Origin of the sequence: Rothia sp. LK2492 (assembly GCF_040946345.1) — a bacterium.
In the GTDB taxonomy this organism is placed as follows: domain Bacteria; phylum Actinomycetota; class Actinomycetes; order Actinomycetales; family Micrococcaceae; genus Rothia; species Rothia endophytica.
The window spans coordinates 266,091-285,078 of record NZ_JAYWLX010000004.1 but is presented as its reverse complement, the minus strand read 5'-3'; the positions used below and the strand labels follow the sequence as shown (position 1 = coordinate 285,078).

The following is an 18,988-nucleotide window of genomic DNA, read 5'->3' as shown; positions in this document are numbered from 1 at the left end:
CCGCACCCTGCCCCGAGTGAGGGCCGTGCCCTTCACCCCTTGAAAATATACCCCCTTGGGGTATATGCTAGAGAGTAGCATCGCCGCATCCCACCGACCCGTAGGAGCTTTCCCATGATCACCTCCCCGCCCCGCCTCTTGCCGATGGCCTCCCACAGCTGCAGCTGTTGCGGACCTGCCTCGCATGCCGACACTGCCTCCATCCCTGCCGCCAGCGACTCGTCAACAGGAGGGTCCTCCCCTAGCTACCAGGTCACCGGCCTGACCTGCGGGCACTGCGCGAAAAGCGTGACCCAGGCCCTTCAGGCCCTCCCCCAGGTCGACGACGTCCAGGTTGATCTCGCTGCTGGTGGTGTTTCCACCGTCACGGTCACCGGTGTCGTACCTCCGGAGATGGTTCGCCGGGCCATCGAGGAGGCCGGCTACACCGTCTTATCCTGATCAGTTTTACCCATCATCTCGACCCCGACCGGGTTGAGCGGAAGGAACGTAATGAGCACTCCCCACCATTCCGGTGATCACCATGGTGATCACCCCGCTCCGGAAACAGACCACACCCACCACCCGGACCATGCCAGCCACGAACACCACGCAGATGCCGACACCCACGGCCAGGCGATGCCCCACGATCACCCGCACTCCGTCCTGGACGAAGACCACCAGGTTCATGGTCACGGCGAACACGCCGGGCACAGCACCGCAATGTTTCGGGACCGCTTCTGGTGGTCGCTGATTCTGTCCATTCCCGTCGTTATTTTCAGCCCCATGGTCGCCCACCTGCTCGGCTACCACCTCCCGGCATTCCCCGGATCCACCTGGATCCCCCCGGTACTGGGCACGATTATCTTCGTCTACGGCGGAACGCCTTTCCTCAAGGGCGGATGGACGGAACTGAAATCCCGCCAACCCGGGATGATGCTCCTGATTGCCATGGCCATCACCGTGGCGTTTGTCGCCTCCTGGGTCACCACTCTAGGGCTGGGCGGTTTTGACCTGGACTTCTGGTGGGAGCTGGCCCTGCTGGTGACCATCATGCTGCTGGGCCACTGGCTGGAGATGCGCGCTCTCGGGGCCGCGTCCTCCGCGCTTGACGCGCTGGCTGCCCTGCTGCCGGATGAGGCCGAGAAAGTCATCGACGGGACCACCCGCACCGTGTCCATCTCCGAGCTGGTCGTCGACGACGTCGTGCTGGTGAGGGCCGGTGCCCGGGTGCCGGCCGACGGAACCATCCTCGACGGAGCCGCCGAATTCGATGAGGCGATGATCACCGGCGAATCTCGTCCCGTCTTCCGCGACACCGGTGACAAGGTGGTCGCCGGTACCGTGGCCACCGACAACACCGTCCGCATCCGGGTGGAGGCTACCGGCGGGGACACCGCCCTGGCCGGGATCCAACGCATGGTTGCCGACGCCCAGGAGTCCTCCTCCCGGGCCCAGGCCCTGGCGGATCGGGCGGCGGCGTTGTTGTTCTGGTTCGCGTTGATCTCCGCTCTGATCACCGCGGTGGTGTGGACCATCATCGGCAGCCCGGACGATGCCGTGATGCGCACGGTCACGGTGCTGGTCATCGCCTGTCCGCACGCCCTGGGCCTGGCGATTCCGCTGGTCATTGCGATCTCCACCGAGCGGGCCGCGAAATCCGGGGTGCTTATCAAGGACCGGATGGCGCTCGAGCGGATGCGCACCATCGACGTGGTGCTCTTCGACAAAACCGGCACCCTGACCGAGGGTGAGCACGCGGTCACCGGTGTCGCGGCAGCTGTCGGCGTCACCGAGGGCGAGCTGCTGGCCCTGGCCGCCGCCGCGGAGGCCGACAGCGAGCACCCCGTGGCCCGCGCCATCGTGGCGGCCGCGGCCGCCCATCCCGAGGCCTCCCGTCGGCAAATCCGTGCAACTGGTTTCAGCGCCGCCTCCGGCCGGGGGGTCCGGGCCACTGTCGATGGCGCTGAGATCCTCGTGGGCGGGCCGAACATGCTGCGCGAGTTCAACCTCACCACCCCGGCCGAGCTCACCGAGACCACCAGCGCCTGGACCGGGCGTGGGGCCGGTGTGCTCCATATTGTCCGCGACGGTCAGATCATCGGTGTGGTGGCCGTCGAGGACAAGATCCGCCCCGAATCCCGCGCCGCAGTGAAAGCCCTGCAGGACCGCGGGGTGAAGGTCGCGATGATTACCGGTGACGCGCAGCAGGTGGCCCAGGCGGTTGGCCAGGACCTGGGGATCGATGAGGTCTTCGCCGAGGTCCTGCCCCAGGACAAGGACACCAAAGTCACCCAGTTACAGGAGCGTGGCCTGAGCGTGGCCATGGTCGGCGACGGTGTCAACGACGCCCCGGCCCTGGCCCGCGCCGAGGTCGGCATCGCCATCGGGGCCGGCACGGATGTGGCGATGGAATCCGCCGGAGTGGTCCTGGCCAGTGACGATCCCCGGGCGGTGTTGTCGATGATTGAGCTCTCGCAGGCCAGCTACCGCAAGATGATCCAGAACCTCATCTGGGCGTCCGGTTACAACATCGTGGCCGTGCCCCTGGCCGCCGGTGTGCTCACCCCTATCGGCATTCTGCTTCCCCCGGCTGCTGCTGCGGTGTTGATGTCGCTGTCGACGATTGTGGTGGCGCTTAACGCTCAGCTGCTGCGCCGGATTGATCTGGACCCGACCCACCTGGCTCCCACCAGTCCGAAGGAGGAACACACCACGCCTACTCCGGCATCCACTGCCGTCCACTGATCCACCACTTCTCTCCACTGCCCCCATATGACCCTGAAAGGCTCCACCATGAAGCGCACCCTTATTCTTTCCACTCTCGCCGTGGCCTCCACCCTGACGCTGGCCGCCTGCGGTGAGGCCACCGACGCCACCACCTCTGCCCCCACCTCTGCCACCAGCACTGCGACGACTACCCCTGAGACGACCGAGACCACCACGGCGACGACTGAGGCGGACGGGGAGATCTCCGCCGATCACAACGACGCGGACATCATGTTTGCCCAGATGATGATCCCCCATCACCAGCAGGCCGTGGAGATGAGTGAGACGCTCCTGGCCAAGGAGGGTATCCCCGCCCAGGTCGTGGAGTTTGCCCAGGGGGTTATTGACGCCCAGGGACCGGAGATTGACCGGATGAACGCCATGCTCGAGGCCTGGGACCAGCAGCCGGTCACCGACTCTGGGGGCATGGGGACCATGGATGAGATGGGTGGCATGGATCACGGCGAGATGGGTGGCATGAGCGGGATGATGAGCCAGGAGGACATGACAGCCCTTGAGGAAGCCCAGGGCACCGAGGCTGCCCGCCTCTACCTGGAGCAGATGACCGTCCACCACGAAGGTGCGGTCGACATGGCCCGTGACGAGGTTGCTGACGGCCAGAATCCCCATGCGATCACCCTGGCCGAACAAGTTATCAACGACCAGGAGGCCGAGATCGCCGAGATGGAGCAGATGCTCACTGACCTATGACAGGTGCCCGTCTTTTTCTGATCCCGAGGACAGGAATCTGAAAAAGAGGGATAACCGTGACGATTGCCACCTGCTGCGGGCGATGGGTCGTTGTCACCGCAGCGGGTGCACCGGGGTGGATGTTTCTTCTCCCTCTGGTCGCACCACTGAGGATAGGGAAAAGCTCCTGTGTCCAGACCCTTGGAGGACTACGCATTATTGTCCGATACTCACACGGCCGCCCTGGTCTGCCGGCAGGGCAGCATTGATTGGTTGTGTCTGCCGCGCTTTGACTCCCAGGCGGCCTTTTCCGCTCTTCTCGGCGACCATCGTGATGGTCACTGGCTAGTAGATGTGCTCGGGGGTTGTCCCGCCGGGCTTTTCCTCATAGCCTCATCCGCCCGCGTCTTATAGGTTGTGAGACAATCTAGTATTGAAACAGACTTTTGACACATAAAGTCAGCTCCATGAGCCTACTTTTGAGCACCGTCGCTCAATGTGTCAAAAACGACCGTTCTTGACCAAGCAACCAAAAACCGGGAATCCCCGGCGTATGACTATTAGTTTCAATTGGCGGTTTATCACCGTTAAAAATGGCGCATCGCACAGCACGATTCACTTTGGTTCTCAATGGTTGAAGGCGGGGTGCTAATTTCCTGGTGGAAATAGTGCCCCGCCTTCAACAGCAACGAAACCAGCGCTAATGCAGGACGTTGCCAGGCTGCTGTGTGAGCTGCTTGCGGTGGACGCGGGCAGCACGAAGGCCGTTGGCAATCACGATGACTTCTGCGACCTCGTGAACCAGCACTACCGCGGCCAATCCCAGCACTCCGGTAATAGCCAAGGGCAGCAGGACAACGATGATTGCCATTGACAGGACGATGTTCTGATTCATGATCGCCCGGCCCCGTCGGGCATGGGACAAAGCTTGCGGGATCAGTCTCAAATCGTGGCCGGTGAAGGCTACGTCGGCTGATTCTATGGCGGCATCGGCACCTGTAGCGCCCATCGCAATCCCCACGGTAGCGCTAGCCAAGGCAGGGGCATCGTTGATCCCGTCACCGATCATCCCTGTAGGAACCTGCTGCACCGACGAAGCGATTTCACGGGCCTTGTCTTCAGGTCGCAGTTCGGCATGAACGGTGTCAATGCCGGCGATTGAAGCCAGCGCGTGGGCAGTACGGGAGTTATCGCCGGTGAGCATCACCACGTCGATTCCCTGGTTATGCAGGTCTCGAATTGCCTCGGCCGCTTCAGGGCGTAGCTCATCGCGCACGCCGATCACGCCAATGACCTGCTCTGCACGAGTGACCATGACGCAGGTTTGCCCGGAGGCTTCCATGGATTCAACAGCGGAAGCAAGCGATCCTGGGGCAATCCATCGAGGACTGCCGACCCCGACCTGAACACCATCCAGGACGCCGGTAATACCGTGTCCTGGCTCTTCGTTAACCGCCGTTGCCTCCGGGATCGCGGGTACTGCTGAGGTGATGGCCGTAGCTAGAGGGTGGGTGCTGTGCTGTTCCAGGGCGGCGGCAACGGCGAGCACCTCTTCGCGGGTCGCATCATCAACGGTCTGGACTTGCGTGACCACTGGCTGGTTGCGTGTGAGTGTTCCAGTTTTATCTACCGCGATGCGGCGCAGGGAACCAAGCCGTTCGAAGGCTGCTCCGCTTTTGATGATGACACCGAACTTGCTGGCAGCTCCGATGGCGGAAACAACGGTGACAGGAACGGCGATGGCCATCGCGCAAGGCGAGGCTGCGACCAGCACGATCAGTGCGCGTGTGATCCATGTTTCGGGATCGCCGAAGATTGCTCCAAGCACAGCGACCAGTACTGCCAGGACGATGACACCGGGAACCAGCGGGCGGGCAATGCGGTCAGCGAGCCGTGCCCGTTCGCCACGTTCCGACTGGGCTTGCTCGACTAGGCTCACCAACGTGGTCAGGGAGTTGTCCGTGCCGTTCGCCGTTGCAGTGACTACTAGCGCGCCGGATGAATTGATGGAACCAGCAGCAACCTGGTCACCCACGGTTACTTCCACGGGAATTGATTCCCCCGTGATAGCGGAGGTGTCTAAGCTGCTTGATCCTTGGTTGACCACGCCATCGGTTGCCAAGCGTTCACCAGGCTTCACACGCAGGGCATCGCCAATCTTGATTTCTGCTGCACTGACCACGACCGGTGCGCCGTCACGGATGACGGTGGCCGTTTCCGGGACGAGCTTCAACAAAGAGCGCAGGCCCGAGCGTGCCCTGTCCATGGCTTTGTCTTCCAGGGCTTCGGCAATGGAATACAGGAATGCCAGGGCTGCGGCTTCCTCGACATAGCCGAGGATGACCGCACCGGTGGCGCTGATGGTCATCAGCAGCCCAATGCCGAGTTTCCGTTTCGTGAACAGGTTTCTCAGGGCGCCGGGCACAAAGGTAAAAGCGCCCAGCAGCAGGCCGATCCAAAACAGCACCAAGGCCACGATGGCGGCGCTTTCGCCGTGGGTGCTCCATTCAAGGACGAGCCCAGCGAGGAAGAAAACGCCTGAGGCTATGGGGACGAGTACATGCCAATCCCGCCACCAGGGCAGTTCCTCTTCGAATTCTTCGGTGGGTTCCGGTGAATCGCAACCGCAGGCGGAACTCATGCTTGCTCCTCGTGTTCTCGATCGGCGCTGGTGGCGCAGTCAGGGCAGGAAGAGTCCAGGCAAGGTACTTGATCATCGACGGCCAACGTCACGTCAACCAGGGCGCTCAGGGCGGTGGTGAGGTGAGGATCGGTGATTTCGTACCGGGTTTTGCGGCCTTCCATTTTTGCCACGACAATTCCGCACCCGCGCAGGCAGGTCAGATGGTTGGAAACGTTGGCGCGGCTCAGTCCCAGGGCCTGGGCAAGTTCCGCTGGGTATCCGGGTTCGTGCAGCAAGGATAGGAGGATGCGCGACCGGGTGGGGTCGGCCATGGCGCGGCCAAGCCGGTTCATCGCATCGATTCGCGATTCAATGTTCATCATACGATGTACTATACAGCACTTGATGTACTAGTGGCACCGCCCAAAATCGATGGTTTTGGGGATGAATAATCGCGCCATTCGAGCTGGATGCTCGAATGGCGCGATTTTACTGGTGCTGGTTTCTCATAACTCTGTTTCGTTAGTTTATAGCCCAAAACCCTATGGTGGACCTTTTTGGACCGTTCGTTGCGGGATGACTCCTCCGGGAATGTTAGTAAGTTCCTCCGACTTCGCGGAATAGTTGTTCCATGCTCTCTTTGGACATTGATTCAGCGAGCCGAAGTTCCAGCCGGTCATCGCTCTGTCCGGAAAGTTGAATTGCTAACAGTTGCCCTGCCGAATCTTTGATGACAATCGAAGCTCGACGGAAATCAGCATCATGTTGGGGTCTTGGTAGTAATGGGGACGGATTGAGCGCTAAGCCCTGCTCGGGCGCGAGGTAGCGTGGTGATATGCCGACTGATCAATATTTGACCGAGGAACAAACGGTGGTGTTCGGGCGGTTCGTAGGCGAACCATCTCCGGCGGAGCTGGAGCAGTTCTTCTATCTCGACGCGGCTGACCTGGAAGGGATTGCTGAGCGTCGCGGTGAGCATAATCGGCTCGGTTTTGCGCTTCAGGTTGGGACAGTGCGGTTCCTGGGGGCGTTCCTGTCGGATCCGCTGGATGTTCCGTGGTCCGTGGTGGAATATTTGGCGGCACAGCTCCGAATCAATGATCCGTCGGTGATCAAGCGGTACCCCGAGCGGGTTGCGACTCCGAACGCTCATGCGCGGGAGATCCGCCGGCTCTATGGCTATGGGGACTTCACGGGAGCTGCGGTCGAGGATCTGAGCGAGTTCGTTTACTCGCGCGCCTGGACGCACGGTGAGGGGCCGAAGGCGTTGTTCGCCCATGCGGTGGCCTGGTTGCGTCGGAAACAGATACTCCTTCCTGGAGTGACGAGACTATTGAAGTCGGTTCAGGCTGCCCGTGAACGTGCAGTGTCGGAGCTGTACGAGCGACTGGCTGGGGCAGCAATGGCCGCGGATCCTCAGTTGCCGGGACGTTTGCTTGGATTGCTGGCCGTTGATGAGGGTGCCCGTGGGTCCAGGTTAGAAGCATTACGCGCAGGGCCTGTGAGGTTGTCCGGGCCTGCCTTGAACAAGGCCCTGGCGCGGGTCGAGCAAGTCAGGGCCCTGGGGATTGGCGCGGTGGAGACTTCAGGAATGCCGGCATCCAGCCCCAGGTCCCCATAGTAGGAATTCAGCTGGAGCTGCGGGTTAATGGCGTTCGGGTCCCCGGAAATCGCGAACCCTGTCTCGTCCGTCATCGCGGTGGGCAGCAGAAATCCCTGGAACCCCAGCTGGTCCGGCTTCGCATCGGGGGCCTTGATGACCATCAGGGAGGTGTACATGCCATCCTGCGGCACGGAGACCACCGGGCCGCTGAAGGCAACGTCACCGTCGCCGTCACGTACGGTGACCACCGGTGCGTAGCCGTTGCCGACCAGGTACATGTCCGCGCCATCGATGCGCAGCGGGTGGTTGACTCGGATCGTTTCCTTTTCGGGTTCGGCGTCGGGGCTGCGGCGGGTTTCGACCTCGGCGGTGAAATCGAGGGGCTGGCCGAAGTGCGTGGTCGATTCGCGGTCGAAGGTGACGTTGAACTTCTCGAGCTTCACCGAGTAGGGGTCCAAGGAGTCTTCCTGGAACCAGGTGCCGGGGGTGAAAGCGTCGTAGGACACCAGGGAGTTGACGAACGTGTCCCCTCGACTAACAGGTGCTGCCCGTTGTAGCCAAACGCCCCACCGATACCCACCGAGGCCAGGAGTCCCACCAGAGACGTGTGGAACAGGAGGTTGCCGATTTCCCGGGTGTATCCCCGTTCCGCGCCGACCGACGGGTTAGCCCCCTCGGTGCGGGCTTCGGAGCGGTATCCGCGTTTCTTCAAGAGCGCCGCGGCTTCCCTGGCGATTTGCGCGTCGCTGAGACCGGACTCGGAGGCCGGCTGGATCCGGATGGCTCCATTCTGCGGCAGGCGGTCCAGCCGCGAAGGCGTCCGTGGCGGCGGGGTTCGCAGCGCCTGGGCGTGCTTCTTGACCCGGGGCAGGATGCACCCGATCAGGGAGATGAACAGCAGCAGGTAGATCGCCGAGAACCACACCGAGGAATAGACATCAAAGAGCTGGAAGCGGTCAAGTCACTGGCTAAGTACCGGCTTGTTGGCCAGATAGGTGGTCACCTGCTCCGGGTTCACCGAGCGCTGGGGAAGAGCGAGCCGGGCACCGCCGCCACCGCCAGGAGCAGCAGCAGGAAGAGTGCGGTGCGCATGCTGGTGAGCTGGGTCCAGGCCCAGCGGAGCATCCCAAGGAACCCGAGGGCCGGGACCGCAATGTCTTTTTTAGAAACTTTTTTCGCCATTAGATGGGCAACCTGACCTCATTGGTGAACCAGTCCTGCAATTGCGTGACCCACGAACCCCACAGGCCGGTGGCCATCAGGAGTCCCAGCAGTATCAACATGCCGCCGCCGAAGCGCATAATCGCCAGTTGGTGGCGGCGGAAGAATTTCATGGCACCCATGCCGCGGCGCAGACCAAGTGCGATGAATACAAATGGCAGGCCCAAGCCCATGCAGTAGAAGAACGTCAGCAGCGCACCCTTGGCGGGGTTCGGGTCGATTCCGGAACTCACCGCGAGGACTGCCGCCAGCGTTGGCCCGATGCAGGGAGCCCAGCCCAGGCCGAAGGTCACCCCGAGCACCGGTGCCCCCCAAAGCCCTGCGGGTGGTTTGCGATGGATTTTCGCATCGCGTTGCATGAAGGAAAAACCGCCCATGAACACCACGCCCATGAGGATCACCACCAGACCAAGCAGCTGGGTTACCCAAGAACCTTCGAATCTCATCCAGACGGCAATCTGTGAAAAGACCACGCCCGCCAGGACAAAGACGGCCGTGAAACCGAGGATGAACAGGACAATGCCCGCGACCATGCGACCACGCTTCTGTTCGGCGAGGTCGGCGCCGGACAGGCCGGTGACGTAACCCAGGTAGCCAGGCACCAGGGGCAGCACGCACGGGGACAGGAAGGAGACCAGTCCCGCAAGGATGGCCACGGGGACCGCGAGGATCAGCGAACCGTCCTGCACAATCTCTGCAAACTGGTTGCCCCCCTGTGCAGGAATTGCGAGGGAAGCAACGAGCGATGAAAGCATCACAGGGCCTCGGTGAGGGCGGTATCGATCAGGGCCTTGAGCGTACTTTTTTCTGCAGCACCCAGAATGCGTGCCGCGACCCTGCCCTGCCTATCCAGCACCAGGGTGGTGGGCACCGCTTGCAACGGAACGTACTGGGTCATGGCCAGCTGGATCGCGCCCTGGGTGTCCTGCACCGAGGGGTAGGTGATGCCGAAGGTGCGCTCGAACGCCTCGGCGGCCTCCTTCTCGTCGCGCACATTGATGCCAATGAACTCGACCTTGCCCTCATATTCGCTGCTGAGTTCCACCAGGAGCGGGGCCTCAATGCGGCACGGTGTACATGCCGCGTACCAGAAGTTCAGCACCGTTGCCTGGCCCACCCAGGTGGCCGAATCAATGGCTGTTCCGTCATAGGCCACCGCGCTGATCTCGACCGGGGCCGTGCGTGAGCCGGGACCGTATTCCTCCACCGAACCATCGCCGGCTATGTAGTTCTTGTTGTTTCCCTCCCGCGCCTGCTTGGCCAGGGAGTCCTCATCTCCCACACATGCCGCCAGTGGCAGGACAGCGGCGCCAAGCACGGCTGCACGCAGGAAAGCGCGGCGTCCCGCATGCTTCAAGGGGGACGGAAGGGGGTCGGTCATGATTTCTAGCTCCTGGGATGTTCGCAGCGTTGGCCCAGAGGTCCACGCTGGGTATATACATTGCGGACTGCGAGGCGGGTTCCGGTATTACCGGCACCGTCCCCACCGTGGATTGCTGGGGTTATGTGGCAACCTGTTCCAGTTCGGTTTCGGGGTTCGGGGATTGCGGTGACGAAAGAGTGCCGGCCCTGTCCTTGCCGGAGGTGGACTTGTTAGAGTCCAAAGGCCCCTCCCTCGACGAGGATGAACACCCCGAGGCCGATGAGGACGAGAGGGAACAAGATGTGTTCCCAGCGTTCCAGGACCTCGGCAATCGGCCGGCGCGTGGCAATGAACTTGGCCAGCACCACGAGAACTGCAACCAGTGCGAGGAAGGCGATGCAGTATGCCACCACGGCGGTCGGTCCCACGCTGAGGAAAACCGGAACATAGACCCCGATGTTGTCCCCGCCGTTGGCGAAGGTGACAGCCGCGACAGTTAATACCCCCACGTTCTTGCCAGCGACTTTGGCATCATCGTCGTCGTCGTCGTCGGCTGCCCGCCAGGCTCGCCAGGCCGCCCACAGGCCGAGGAACAGGGGGATGAGGCCGAAGTAGGGGATCGCCTGGGGAGGGAGGAATACCCCAGCGCCCAGCGCCACGAGGACGGCCGTGGCGAGGATTCCGCCAAAGCCGAGATACTGGCCCGCCAGGATCCGGGCCGTTGTCCCGCGCTGTCCGGCACCGCGGGCGAAGAACAATGAGAGCACGATGATGTCGTCGATGTTGGTGGCCATGAACAGGCCGATGGCCTGCAGGATGGAGGGGATGAGATACATGGTTTCCTTTCAGGGTGGGGGGATCGGTGGCGCCGCCTGGCTCCGGTGGCGCTACCGGTATTTTGTCCGCGCTGCGCGCCGGATTGCGGCAGGGCGAGTCGGACGGACTATTCGGGATTTTCTTCCGGTTGGCGCCTGAACGCCCCGAGGACCATCAAGGCGGCACCCGCGGTGACAAGGACGTCTGCGAGGTTGAAGGTGGGGAACCATCCGCTGTGCAGGAAGTCCACGACCCCGCGCCCGTCCAGCCGGTCAATGAAGTTCCCCAGTGCGCCGCCGAGCAACAGGGCCGCGCCCGTGCGGGAGAGCCCGGTCATGGCCGGTTCGGAGGCCAGCAGGAACCAGGACAGGGCCGCGATAATCAGCCCGGTCGCGGCCGCGACTGTCCAGGGCGGGAGGGATGCGCCGAGGCTGAAGGCCACCCCGGTGTTGTAAAACAGCCTGATGTCCAGCGGCCCCAGGCCCAGGGACTCGCCCACGGTCAGGTTTCTCTCCGCCACCCACTTCGAGACAAGGTCGGTGGCGGCGAGCAACGCCGCCCCGCCCAGCATCACGGTCCGGGACCGGGACCGGAAGTGGCCAGACCGCCCTCCTGTGGTCCGCTCGGCTGCCGCGCTCATGCCGCAGGCGTCGCTCATCGGGCACTCTCCTGGATGGTGTCGTTTTCCCTGGCGGCGGTGCCATAGGTCGGGCACAGGCTCACCGCGTTGCCGGTCGCGGCCAAGAGGATTTCGGCCTGGGCCAGCATGTCCATGAGCTCGGGACGCGTCAGCGAGTAGTAGACACTGCGGCCCTCTGCGCGGCCCTCGACGAGTCCACAGTCCCGCAGGCAGGCCATGTGCGTGGACACGGTCGATTGGGCCAACCCCAGCTCATGGGTCAGTTGGCTGACCCTGACCTCACCATGCGCCATCCGCTTGACGATGGCGAGGCGGGCTGGATCGCCCAGGGAATGGAACAGGGCGGCTGCCGGGTCAAGCCCCTTGCAGCCGTCTTCACCGCTATATTCAATCGTCATACATCGATCATATCGTAAATTACGATATATCGAGTTTGATGAACGCAGTGGAGGCTTCCAGGGCACGCTCCTGACCTCGACTGACGGGAGCGTCGGGGATCGAGAAGGCGTAGTCGGGCCGAATGCTGGATGCCGAGTGAGGTGGCTTTCACCCGACCTCGGAAATGGATCACTCTACATTGGATCATGTACCGTGGTGTTTGATGAAAAGCGCAACCCCCACGCATACCTCGGCCTTGACGCAATTGGGCCACGCCCTGTCGGACGGGACCCGGACCCGGATCCTGTTGGCCCTGCGTGACGCCCCCGCGAGGCCCTCGGACCTGGCCACGGAGCTGGGCGTCTCCCGGCAGTCGATGTCGAACCAACTCACCTGCCTGCGCGGATGCGGACTGGTTGCGGCCCAGCCGGAGGGCCGCAACACCTGGTACCGGTTGGCCGACCCACGGCTCGGATCGGCCTTGGGTGATATGCTGGAACTCGTCCTCACCGTGGACCCGGATTGCTGCACCCCCGAAGGATGCACCTGCCGGTGACGGGACAGCCGATCATCAGGGAACCGCATTCCTCCTTGCCACGGTGCACCGAACAGCCGCGCCCGGCTACGGCCATTCCACCCCACACTCCCCACCCGTCCGGCCTGCCCTAGTGCACGCCGACTACAGAACGGAACACCACGTGAGCAATCCCATCCCTCCCAGCACCCGATCCCCGAAGAAACCCAAGATCGTCGTCTGGATCCTGCTGGCCGCTGCCGTTGTCGCTGCGATCATCGGCTACGCCGTCGCCCAGGGAAACTCCAAGGCCGCTTCCCCCCAAGCAGCCGACGCCGCCACCACCGAACAGCAGGTCGTGCGGGAGAACAGCCGGGTGCTTTCCCAAGCACCAAGCGAGAAGGCGGTCCTGGTGGAGTTCCTGGACTTCGAGTGCGAGGCCTGCGGTGCGGCCTACCCGTTCGTCGAGGAGCTGCGCGCCGAGTACTCGGAGAACGTCACCTTCGTCCAGCGGTACTTCCCGCTGCCAGGGCACCTGAACTCCATGAACGCCGCCGTGGCCGTGGAGTCCGCGGCGCAGCAGGATGCCTACGAGCCGATGTACAAGAAGATGTTTGACACCCAGGCCCAGTGGGGCGAATCAGCCGACAACAAGAGTGCCCTGTTCCGCACCTATGCCGAAGACCTGGGACTGGACATGGCCGCCTACGACGCCGCCGTCGCCGATCCTGCCACCGAGGAACGCGTGAAGCTCGACGTCAACGACGGCAAGGCCCTGGGCGTCACCGGGACCCCGACGTTCTTCCTCGATGGGAAGATGCTCAATGTGCAGACCCTGGAACAGTTCAGGGCCGCCGTCGAAGCGACGGCCGCCAACTAATCCGCCGTCGCCAGATCCGGAAGAAGACTCCATGAGCACACCTGTCACCGCTGATCCCGTAGCCGGCCCCCGGGACCCGGCGATCCGGGTGCCCCGCTTCGCCCGCCCCCGCACCTTCGGCTTCGTGCTGCTGGTCACCGGGGCGGTGGGCTGGGTCGCCTCGGCCATCCTCGTCCTGGAACGTCTGGCCTTGTATGAGGACCCGGGCCACGTGACCAGTTGCGATGTGAACCCGTGGGTGTCCTGCGGGCGGGTCATGGGAACCTGGCAGTCGGAACTCTTCGGCTTCCCCAACCCGTTGATCGGCATCGTCGCCTTCGCCCTCATCCTGGCCACCGCCATGATGGTGCTCTCCGGGGCTGCCCCGGGGCGCTGGTACTGGGCCGGGCTGCAAGCCGGAGTGAGCCTGGGGATGGTGTTAGTTATCTGGCTCTGGAGCCAGGCCCTGTTCGAGATCTACATCCTGTGTCTGTACTGCATGGTGGTGTGGGCGGCGATGATCCCCTTGTTTATCCTGCTCACGGTCCGCAACCTCGTCCACGGCGTCATTCCCGCGCCCCGGGCCGTGACCAGGTTCGCCGCCGAGTGGGCAGGCACCCTCGTGGCCATCGCCTACGTCTTGGTCGCAGGGTCGGTCTTTCTGCGATTCCTGCCCGCTTTCATCGGCTGACCGGTCACCCAGACAATCGGGGCCGTCAACCGCATTTTCTGCCAACCCATGGAGAGCCTAGAGATGTCCGTCGAATTAAACTCCGTGGTGTCGTGCCCGTCGTGCGGCGTAGCCACTTCCGTTCAGATGCCGACCGACGCATGCCAGTTCTTCTGGGTATGCCCCGGCTGCGGGGAGCGTCTACGCCCAGCGGTGGGGGACTGCTGCGTTTTCTGCTCCTATGGAACGGTTCCCTGCCCACCCAAACAGCAGGAGCGGGGTCTGCTCTAAGCGGGATACACCGCGACTGGACGTAGCATGTCGAGAAACGGTCATTTGACGACATCCCGAACCTGTCGGCGACACGCCGCGGAAACAATGTCGGAAACCTGTGCCGGAAATCAACGTCGTCAAACCATGCAGCACCGGTATTATCGACACATGTTGATCGGATACGCGCGGGTCTCCACCGCCGACCAAAACCCTGACCACCAAACGGATGCCCTGGCCCGCGCCGGTGTCGACCCGGCAAACATCTACCTCGACCATGCCAGCGGTGCCAAGGCCAGCAGGCCCGAGCTCGACAAGGCCCTCGCCTCGGCCAACCGCGCAGGCGACCAGCTGGTCATCACCCGCCTGGACAGGCTCGGACGCTCGGCGCTCCACCTGGTGACCCTCGGTGCGGCCCTCCGCGAGCGTGGTGTGGGATTACGTGTCCTTGAGCAGGGCATCGACACCACGACTGCGGAAGGACGTGCGATGTTCGGAATGCTCTCAGTCCTGGCCGAACTGCAACGAGAACTCATCGTCGCCAACACCCGCGACGGACTCGCCGCCGCCCGCGCCCGCGGGCGAACAGGAGGAAGACGCCCGAAACTCACCCCCGACCAGGCCCACCACGCCCAGCAGCTCTACGACGCGGGGACCCATACGGTCCAGCGCATCGCCGACCTCCTCCAGGTCCCGCGCTCCACCATCTACGGGCACCTCAACAAGGCAAGCATCGGACGGCGCCCCACCGCCAGAGCGACCCTGGAAGCTTAGCGCTCAATCCGTCCCCATTACTACCAAGACCCCATGGAATACTGTTCAAAGTCGGCTGCTTGTTCTTGCAGCACACTCATGACCCGGTTTGAAATGTCCCCATAGAGCTCATAGTTAGATGAACGGGCAATAACCCCTTGTGCGGACGCGCGTAGCTCAACCTTGAACCAGGGGTCGCCCATCCTATAGCCCAGGGCTTTAGCCTCAGAGGATAAAGCAATAACGCAACCGTCATTATTAGAAAGCACCACTACAGGCTTACCCTCTAGGGAAGGGTCAAGAATCCGCTCACAGGCAACGTAGCAGCTATTGATATCGACGTGGAATATCAGGTTAGACACGGTGTAGGCAGCGGGTCACTACCCCAAAGATAGTAAATTCAGATTCTTTAGGGATAGGAATAGGTGGGTAAGCATTATTTTCGGGTAACAGCCAGCCTTGGCCGTTGCGGTCGATGCTGAAGCGCTTGATGGTGAATTCGCCATCAATGGCAGCAACCACCACCGAACCTTCTTTCGGAGTGATCGAGCGGTCCACGATGATTTCATCTCCATCGGCTATTCCGGCGTCAATCATGGATGAGCCAGTGACGCGGAAGATATAGGTGGCCGCGCGGTCGTGGAAGAGGATGTCGTTCAAATCTATATCGACGGCTGAGTAGTCTTGGGCTGGGGAGGGGAAGCCTGCGGGCAAGCGGGTTTCTGGGGCTTGGAGCACCAGTGAAGCGGTGCTATCGAGTTTGGCGATGAGGTGAGCGTGCATAGTCACATGATAGTACATGTGTTCTATCGGACATAGAATATGTGTACTATATGGTGACCATGGTTGTATCAAAAACGATTTTAGGCAGTTTTGATTACAGCCAGGTTTTGATACAGACTTTTGATACAAGCTAATCCCTGCCTAAAGGCGGGTGTAACTGGCGGCGGTAAATGTCGCGGTTTTCCGAACGCTTAATGACATAGCTGACCGCCGTCCTAGGAAAGCGTCGAATCGCATGAAGGCTTGGCATACACTCATTGCATGCAGTTCTCTCGTATCCCTCCTGGGCTGGTTCGTCTCACAGACGCTCGACGCGGCACCGAGAGGCACGTCGCCCTCATTTCATTCTGGTTGAGCACAGTCACTGTTAGCACGACCGACCTTACGGCGGGACGGATCACGGAAACCACTCCCGGCGATTGCTCTTTACCCGCGGCTGGCGTGACGTGGCGAGAGGCCGTCACCTGGTGCAATAGTGCATCCGAACACGAGGGGTTGCAGCCCGCCTACCTCATCGGCGGTGACACTGTTCAGTGGAATCCACGGGCCGAAGGGTATCGACTGCCTACCGAAGCCGAATGGGTTCACGGTAGTTTGGGCGGTTCTACAGGGCCCCGACACGGTCCCCTCGACCAGATCGCTTGGACAGAAGAGGACGGTACGACCGGCCCGCAGCCTTCTGCAGGCAAAGACGCTAATGCATACGGACTCTTCGACACGCTCGGCAATGTCTGGGAGTGGTGCTGGGACCGTCTCGACCCTGCGCGGTACGGCGACTACAGAGTCCTGAAAGGTGGCGGTTGGGCAGACCCTCGATGGAGTTGCCGGGTGGGTGTCCGTCGAGGGAATGCACCCGATGCCATCGTGGACGATGTTGGATTTCGTGTTGCTCGCGGAGCGGTGTCTCTGAGTAAGATCGCCGACGGCGGACAGGGTTGGTCGGAGCATGCCGACCGTCAACGCGCGAAGCTCGACGGTCCGTTGCCCGTGGGCTGGACACCATTGAAATAAACACATCACAAACGTCCAATTTGAGCGGCTGCAGATACCTGCGAATGAGCGGCGCTAGTGTAGAAAAATGCCTCTCGCCCTTGTGACCGGAGCCGCGCGACTCAACAGTATTGCAGCTGGGATCGTTCCGCGACTCTTGGCAGACGGCTGGGAAGTCGTCACTAGTGACCTCGATACGGGCGATTATCCCTGCGATATGTCCGACGATTCAGCGCCGGCCGCCCTCATCGAACGAATCGTGCGTGAGCGGGGACGGGATCTAAGCACTCGTGCTCTGCCACGCCCACGACGTCGAATCCGGCATCCTCGACACTACGGCAGAGAGCTTCGATAGGCACGTCGCCGTCAACGCCTGAGCGACCTTTCTGCTCAGCGTAGTCTATTGCTCCGACGAGTTGCCCACGCTGTAGAACGGTCAGCAAGGGCAGGGAGAGCTGTAACCCTTACTGAGTAATGTTAATTAGGGAAGTTTTTTGATCCGTCGATAGAGCGTCGCACGAGACATGCCTATGTCTTTGGCGACTTGTGTTGCTGGCTCACCGGCCTGAATGAGCTTGGCTGCCTCGAGCCCGGGGCACTCGACGCACCAAAGTCCGCGGCCGCCGGCCTGGATCGCTCACAGGTCACCGGAGCGGACGAGTGCGTAGGGCTGGGAGCGGCCAATGGACATGATGGTCTGCACGCCCTCCAGCGTCATGAAGAGGGGCGTGGCGGTCACCGGCTCTCTGGAGGGCCTGATTACTCGGGGACCTCGCTGAGTTGGGCCTCAATCCGATCCAACCGCTCGGTGATGTTGCGTAGGTGCTCCACGATGAGTTGGTTCGAACCATCGATCGCCGTTGCCGTTTCGCGTCGTGCGCTGGTGACGGTGCGTACCACCCAGACAGTAAGAGCAACGAAGATCGCGAGTGGTAGTGCGACGGCGAGGATGATAACAAATAGGGTAGCGGTAAGTGTCACGAAGATTCCCTTTCCTTTTCTTGATTAATTAGGTGCACAATGTGGTCTGGAGTTATTTCAAGCTGAAACGGAGCGACCCAGTAGTGCTTCCTCACTCGGCTCTCTCCGAGCTGTTCCAGGCTACTCTCGATGAGTCGAGCAGCTTCCAAGCGGTTGAGGTGCTGGTAGAGCAGTGGCCGAGACATCCCGAGTCGGCGGGCCAGCTCACTGACATGGGTCGACTCCGTCTCTAGGGAGGCGATAATTCGCAACCGAGGCTCACTTCCGAGAGCACTGAGTATCTGAGCGAGCCGTGCTGCGTCCATTATCCCTCCGAATCGTAATCGAACGATGTCATGTGTAAGTATATGCTTACAGTCAGCGGTGCGCAAGTTCTACCGGGTCTGGCGGAGACGCTGGCTGCTCACCCGGGGTGGCCGGTCGGACTGCGGGCCGGCCTGCACCGCCGGCGAGTACGGGAGGGGTCGACCTCATGGGGTCGCCTCCTCCTTGCGCGCGACGAGCTGCGCAGTCTCCTCGCCGCAGCGCTGGATGGACGCCTCGAGCTCGGGGTGCTCGGCGCGCAACTGCCCACGGCCGCCGACTTGGATCGAGCGCAGCTCCCCGGAACGGACGAGTGCGTAGGTCTGGGAGCGATATCCCGAAACCTCGTCAAACGAGGTGGTTGAGCCACTGGCTGATCGCGCGGAGGACGGCTCCGGCTCGGTAGGCCAGGCCGAGTTTGTCGTAGCGAGTGGCCAGGCCGCGCCATTGCTTCACGTCGCTGTAGCCACGCTCGATGACGTTGCGGCCGCGGTAGGCCTCCGTGTCGAGGCCGACAGGTCGGCCGCCGCGTGAACCACGGTCGCGGCGGTGTTGCTGCTGGTCGCGGCGGTGTTGCTGCTGGTCGCGGCGGTGTTGCTGCTGGTCGCGAGGTTCGGGGATCACTGCCTTGATCCCGCGACGGCGCAGAATCTGGCGGAGGGAATTGCTTGTGCGGGGCAACCAACATCTGAATACTCCTTCAGAATTATGCAACAATGTGTGGAATGAGGATCGAAACACCCACCGCAGAGCTTCTTCAGCAGGCCGCTCACATGCCCACCA

24 protein-coding genes and 3 pseudogenes are annotated in these 18,988 nt (G+C 62.1%); 11 read left to right on the top strand and 16 right to left on the bottom strand.

Annotated features, from left to right (window positions below; genetic code table 11):
- Positions 1 to 114 precede the first annotated feature (114 nt).
- The 4 genes from VVR27_RS06845 (at position 115) to VVR27_RS06830 (ending at position 3,852) form a co-directional block, all read left to right on the top strand.
- The gene (locus tag VVR27_RS06845) at positions 115 to 441 is read left to right on the top strand and encodes a cation transporter (protein WP_345447618.1); all 327 of its coding nucleotides are present in this window, start codon (positions 115 to 117) and stop codon (positions 439 to 441) included.
- A 51-nt stretch (positions 442 to 492) separates the two neighbouring features.
- Positions 493 to 2,727: a copper-translocating P-type ATPase gene (locus VVR27_RS06840; RefSeq protein ID WP_409349937.1), complete on the top strand. Its 2,235-nt coding sequence runs from the start codon at positions 493 to 495 to the stop codon at positions 2,725 to 2,727.
- A gap of 48 nt (positions 2,728 to 2,775) precedes the next feature.
- On the top strand, positions 2,776 to 3,459 hold the full coding sequence (locus VVR27_RS06835) for a DUF305 domain-containing protein (RefSeq protein ID WP_368547714.1): 684 nt from the start codon (positions 2,776 to 2,778) through the stop codon (positions 3,457 to 3,459).
- Between the two features lie 168 nt (positions 3,460 to 3,627).
- Positions 3,628 to 3,852, top strand: coding sequence for a trehalase-like domain-containing protein (locus VVR27_RS06830; RefSeq protein ID WP_409349936.1), 225 nt, complete (start codon positions 3,628 to 3,630; stop codon positions 3,850 to 3,852).
- A gap of 286 nt (positions 3,853 to 4,138) precedes the next feature.
- On the opposite strand, the gene VVR27_RS06825 is transcribed toward VVR27_RS06830, so the two are convergent.
- Both VVR27_RS06825 and VVR27_RS06820 read right to left on the bottom strand, forming a co-directional pair.
- On the bottom strand, positions 4,139 to 6,079 hold the full coding sequence (locus tag VVR27_RS06825; protein ID WP_368547678.1) for a heavy metal translocating P-type ATPase: 1,941 nt from the start codon (positions 6,077 to 6,079) through the stop codon (positions 4,139 to 4,141).
- Positions 6,076 to 6,444 carry a helix-turn-helix transcriptional regulator gene (locus VVR27_RS06820; RefSeq protein ID WP_013350243.1) on the bottom strand — a complete coding sequence of 123 codons (369 nt, stop codon included), beginning with the start codon at positions 6,442 to 6,444 and terminating at the stop codon, positions 6,076 to 6,078. Before VVR27_RS06820 ends, VVR27_RS06825 begins: the two co-directional genes overlap by 4 nt.
- A gap of 452 nt (positions 6,445 to 6,896) precedes the next feature.
- On the opposite strand from VVR27_RS06820, the pseudogene VVR27_RS06815 reads away from it, so the two are divergent.
- A pseudogene (locus VVR27_RS06815) lies at positions 6,897 to 7,676 on the top strand (DUF4158 domain-containing protein); the annotation flags it as partial.
- Positions 7,677 to 7,699: 23 nt separating this feature from the next.
- Here the strand turns inward: VVR27_RS06815 and VVR27_RS06810 are convergent.
- The 7 genes and pseudogenes from VVR27_RS06810 to VVR27_RS06780 all read right to left on the bottom strand — a co-directional run.
- Positions 7,700 to 8,589, bottom strand: a pseudogene (locus tag VVR27_RS06810) (cytochrome c biogenesis protein ResB); the annotation flags it as partial.
- 89 nt (positions 8,590 to 8,678) lie between these two features.
- Positions 8,679 to 8,756 carry a cytochrome c biogenesis protein ResB gene (locus VVR27_RS06805; RefSeq protein ID WP_345447609.1) on the bottom strand — a complete coding sequence of 26 codons (78 nt, stop codon included), beginning with the start codon at positions 8,754 to 8,756 and terminating at the stop codon, positions 8,679 to 8,681.
- A gap of 89 nt (positions 8,757 to 8,845) precedes the next feature.
- The gene (locus VVR27_RS06800; protein WP_368547677.1) at positions 8,846 to 9,640 is read right to left on the bottom strand and encodes a cytochrome c biogenesis CcdA family protein; all 795 of its coding nucleotides are present in this window, start codon (positions 9,638 to 9,640) and stop codon (positions 8,846 to 8,848) included.
- A complete protein-coding gene (locus VVR27_RS06795; RefSeq protein ID WP_368547676.1) occupies positions 9,640 to 10,266 on the bottom strand; it encodes a TlpA disulfide reductase family protein in 627 nt (208 codons plus the stop codon). The genes VVR27_RS06800 and VVR27_RS06795 overlap by 1 nt, the downstream gene beginning before the upstream one ends.
- 212 nt (positions 10,267 to 10,478) lie before the next feature.
- Entirely contained in the window at positions 10,479 to 11,084 is a 606-nt protein-coding gene (locus VVR27_RS06790; RefSeq protein ID WP_346924423.1) for a cadmium resistance transporter, read from the bottom strand.
- A gap of 107 nt (positions 11,085 to 11,191) precedes the next feature.
- On the bottom strand, positions 11,192 to 11,722 hold the full coding sequence (gene lspA / locus VVR27_RS06785) for a signal peptidase II (protein WP_368547675.1): 531 nt from the start codon (positions 11,720 to 11,722) through the stop codon (positions 11,192 to 11,194).
- Positions 11,719 to 12,102, bottom strand: coding sequence for a helix-turn-helix transcriptional regulator (locus tag VVR27_RS06780; RefSeq protein WP_251380226.1), 384 nt, complete (start codon positions 12,100 to 12,102; stop codon positions 11,719 to 11,721). Before VVR27_RS06780 ends, lspA begins: the two co-directional genes overlap by 4 nt.
- Before the next feature lie 203 nt (positions 12,103 to 12,305).
- On the opposite strand from VVR27_RS06780, the gene VVR27_RS06775 reads away from it, so the two are divergent.
- The 5 genes from VVR27_RS06775 to VVR27_RS06755 all read left to right on the top strand — a co-directional run bounded on the left by VVR27_RS06775 (position 12,306) and on the right by VVR27_RS06755 (position 15,169).
- Entirely contained in the window at positions 12,306 to 12,638 is a 333-nt protein-coding gene (locus VVR27_RS06775) for a helix-turn-helix transcriptional regulator (protein ID WP_251380227.1), read from the top strand.
- 142 nt (positions 12,639 to 12,780) lie between these two features.
- The gene (locus VVR27_RS06770) at positions 12,781 to 13,476 is read left to right on the top strand and encodes a thioredoxin domain-containing protein (RefSeq protein WP_251380228.1); all 696 of its coding nucleotides are present in this window, start codon (positions 12,781 to 12,783) and stop codon (positions 13,474 to 13,476) included.
- Positions 13,477 to 13,507: 31 nt separating this feature from the next.
- On the top strand, positions 13,508 to 14,146 hold the full coding sequence (locus VVR27_RS06765) for a vitamin K epoxide reductase family protein (protein ID WP_251380229.1): 639 nt from the start codon (positions 13,508 to 13,510) through the stop codon (positions 14,144 to 14,146).
- A 63-nt stretch (positions 14,147 to 14,209) separates the two neighbouring features.
- Positions 14,210 to 14,416 (top strand): GDCCVxC domain-containing (seleno)protein, encoded by a 207-nt coding sequence (locus VVR27_RS06760; protein ID WP_083411136.1) that lies wholly within the window; start codon positions 14,210 to 14,212, stop codon positions 14,414 to 14,416.
- Between the two features lie 150 nt (positions 14,417 to 14,566).
- Positions 14,567 to 15,169 carry a recombinase family protein gene (locus tag VVR27_RS06755; protein WP_368547674.1) on the top strand — a complete coding sequence of 201 codons (603 nt, stop codon included), beginning with the start codon at positions 14,567 to 14,569 and terminating at the stop codon, positions 15,167 to 15,169.
- 20 nt (positions 15,170 to 15,189) lie between these two features.
- Here the strand turns inward: VVR27_RS06755 and VVR27_RS06750 are convergent, their stop codons facing one another.
- A complete protein-coding gene (locus tag VVR27_RS06750) occupies positions 15,190 to 15,510 on the bottom strand; it encodes a hypothetical protein (RefSeq protein ID WP_368547673.1) in 321 nt (106 codons plus the stop codon).
- Positions 15,503 to 15,931 (bottom strand): LexA family protein, encoded by a 429-nt coding sequence (locus VVR27_RS06745; RefSeq protein WP_368547672.1) that lies wholly within the window; start codon positions 15,929 to 15,931, stop codon positions 15,503 to 15,505. The genes VVR27_RS06750 and VVR27_RS06745 overlap by 8 nt, the downstream gene beginning before the upstream one ends.
- A gap of 261 nt (positions 15,932 to 16,192) precedes the next feature.
- On the opposite strand from VVR27_RS06745, the gene VVR27_RS06740 reads away from it, so the two are divergent.
- Positions 16,193 to 16,942: a formylglycine-generating enzyme family protein gene (locus VVR27_RS06740; protein WP_368547671.1), complete on the top strand. Its 750-nt coding sequence runs from the start codon at positions 16,193 to 16,195 to the stop codon at positions 16,940 to 16,942.
- A gap of 224 nt (positions 16,943 to 17,166) precedes the next feature.
- Here the strand turns inward: VVR27_RS06740 and VVR27_RS06735 are convergent, their stop codons facing one another.
- The 5 genes and pseudogenes from VVR27_RS06735 to VVR27_RS06710 form a co-directional block, all read right to left on the bottom strand.
- The gene (locus VVR27_RS06735) at positions 17,167 to 17,364 is read right to left on the bottom strand and encodes a hypothetical protein (RefSeq protein WP_368547670.1); all 198 of its coding nucleotides are present in this window, start codon (positions 17,362 to 17,364) and stop codon (positions 17,167 to 17,169) included.
- A gap of 38 nt (positions 17,365 to 17,402) precedes the next feature.
- The gene (locus tag VVR27_RS06730; protein ID WP_409349939.1) at positions 17,403 to 17,555 is read right to left on the bottom strand and encodes a helix-turn-helix domain-containing protein; all 153 of its coding nucleotides are present in this window, start codon (positions 17,553 to 17,555) and stop codon (positions 17,403 to 17,405) included.
- 125 nt (positions 17,556 to 17,680) lie between these two features.
- Positions 17,681 to 17,902, bottom strand: coding sequence for a hypothetical protein (locus VVR27_RS06725; protein ID WP_345446631.1), 222 nt, complete (start codon positions 17,900 to 17,902; stop codon positions 17,681 to 17,683).
- Positions 17,899 to 18,207: an ArsR family transcriptional regulator gene (locus tag VVR27_RS06720; protein ID WP_345446628.1), complete on the bottom strand. Its 309-nt coding sequence runs from the start codon at positions 18,205 to 18,207 to the stop codon at positions 17,899 to 17,901. Before VVR27_RS06720 ends, VVR27_RS06725 begins: the two co-directional genes overlap by 4 nt.
- Positions 18,208 to 18,553: 346 nt before the next feature.
- Positions 18,554 to 18,877 (bottom strand): annotated as a pseudogene (locus tag VVR27_RS06710) (transposase); the annotation flags it as partial.
- Positions 18,878 to 18,988 lie beyond the last annotated feature (111 nt).

What these genes read in the sequence shown, in the direction of transcription:
- VVR27_RS06760 (WP_083411136.1), top strand. Translation starts at nt 14,210, where the DNA reads ATGTCCGTCGAATTAAACTCCGTGGTGTCGTGCCCGTCGTGCGGCGTA.
- VVR27_RS06795 (WP_368547676.1), bottom strand. Translation starts at nt 10,266, where the DNA reads ATGACCGACCCCCTTCCGTCCCCCTTGAAGCATGCGGGACGCCGCGCT.
- lspA (WP_368547675.1), bottom strand. Translation starts at nt 11,722, where the DNA reads ATGAGCGACGCCTGCGGCATGAGCGCGGCAGCCGAGCGGACCACAGGA.
- VVR27_RS06775 (WP_251380227.1), top strand. Translation starts at nt 12,306, where the DNA reads ATGAAAAGCGCAACCCCCACGCATACCTCGGCCTTGACGCAATTGGGC.
- VVR27_RS06845 (WP_345447618.1), top strand. Translation starts at nt 115, where the DNA reads ATGATCACCTCCCCGCCCCGCCTCTTGCCGATGGCCTCCCACAGCTGC.
- VVR27_RS06720 (WP_345446628.1), bottom strand. Translation starts at nt 18,207, where the DNA reads ATGGACGCAGCACGGCTCGCTCAGATACTCAGTGCTCTCGGAAGTGAG.
- VVR27_RS06820 (WP_013350243.1), bottom strand. Translation starts at nt 6,444, where the DNA reads ATGATGAACATTGAATCGCGAATCGATGCGATGAACCGGCTTGGCCGC.
- VVR27_RS06825 (WP_368547678.1), bottom strand. Translation starts at nt 6,079, where the DNA reads ATGAGTTCCGCCTGCGGTTGCGATTCACCGGAACCCACCGAAGAATTC.
- VVR27_RS06765 (WP_251380229.1), top strand. Translation starts at nt 13,508, where the DNA reads ATGAGCACACCTGTCACCGCTGATCCCGTAGCCGGCCCCCGGGACCCG.
- VVR27_RS06835 (WP_368547714.1), top strand. Translation starts at nt 2,776, where the DNA reads ATGAAGCGCACCCTTATTCTTTCCACTCTCGCCGTGGCCTCCACCCTG.
- VVR27_RS06840 (WP_409349937.1), top strand. Translation starts at nt 493, where the DNA reads ATGAGCACTCCCCACCATTCCGGTGATCACCATGGTGATCACCCCGCT.
- VVR27_RS06780 (WP_251380226.1), bottom strand. Translation starts at nt 12,102, where the DNA reads ATGACGATTGAATATAGCGGTGAAGACGGCTGCAAGGGGCTTGACCCG.
- VVR27_RS06745 (WP_368547672.1), bottom strand. Translation starts at nt 15,931, where the DNA reads ATGCACGCTCACCTCATCGCCAAACTCGATAGCACCGCTTCACTGGTG.
- VVR27_RS06755 (WP_368547674.1), top strand. Translation starts at nt 14,567, where the DNA reads ATGTTGATCGGATACGCGCGGGTCTCCACCGCCGACCAAAACCCTGAC.
- VVR27_RS06800 (WP_368547677.1), bottom strand. Translation starts at nt 9,640, where the DNA reads ATGCTTTCATCGCTCGTTGCTTCCCTCGCAATTCCTGCACAGGGGGGC.
- VVR27_RS06790 (WP_346924423.1), bottom strand. Translation starts at nt 11,084, where the DNA reads ATGTATCTCATCCCCTCCATCCTGCAGGCCATCGGCCTGTTCATGGCC.
- VVR27_RS06805 (WP_345447609.1), bottom strand. Translation starts at nt 8,756, where the DNA reads ATGCGCACCGCACTCTTCCTGCTGCTGCTCCTGGCGGTGGCGGCGGTG.
- VVR27_RS06740 (WP_368547671.1), top strand. Translation starts at nt 16,193, where the DNA reads ATGCAGTTCTCTCGTATCCCTCCTGGGCTGGTTCGTCTCACAGACGCT.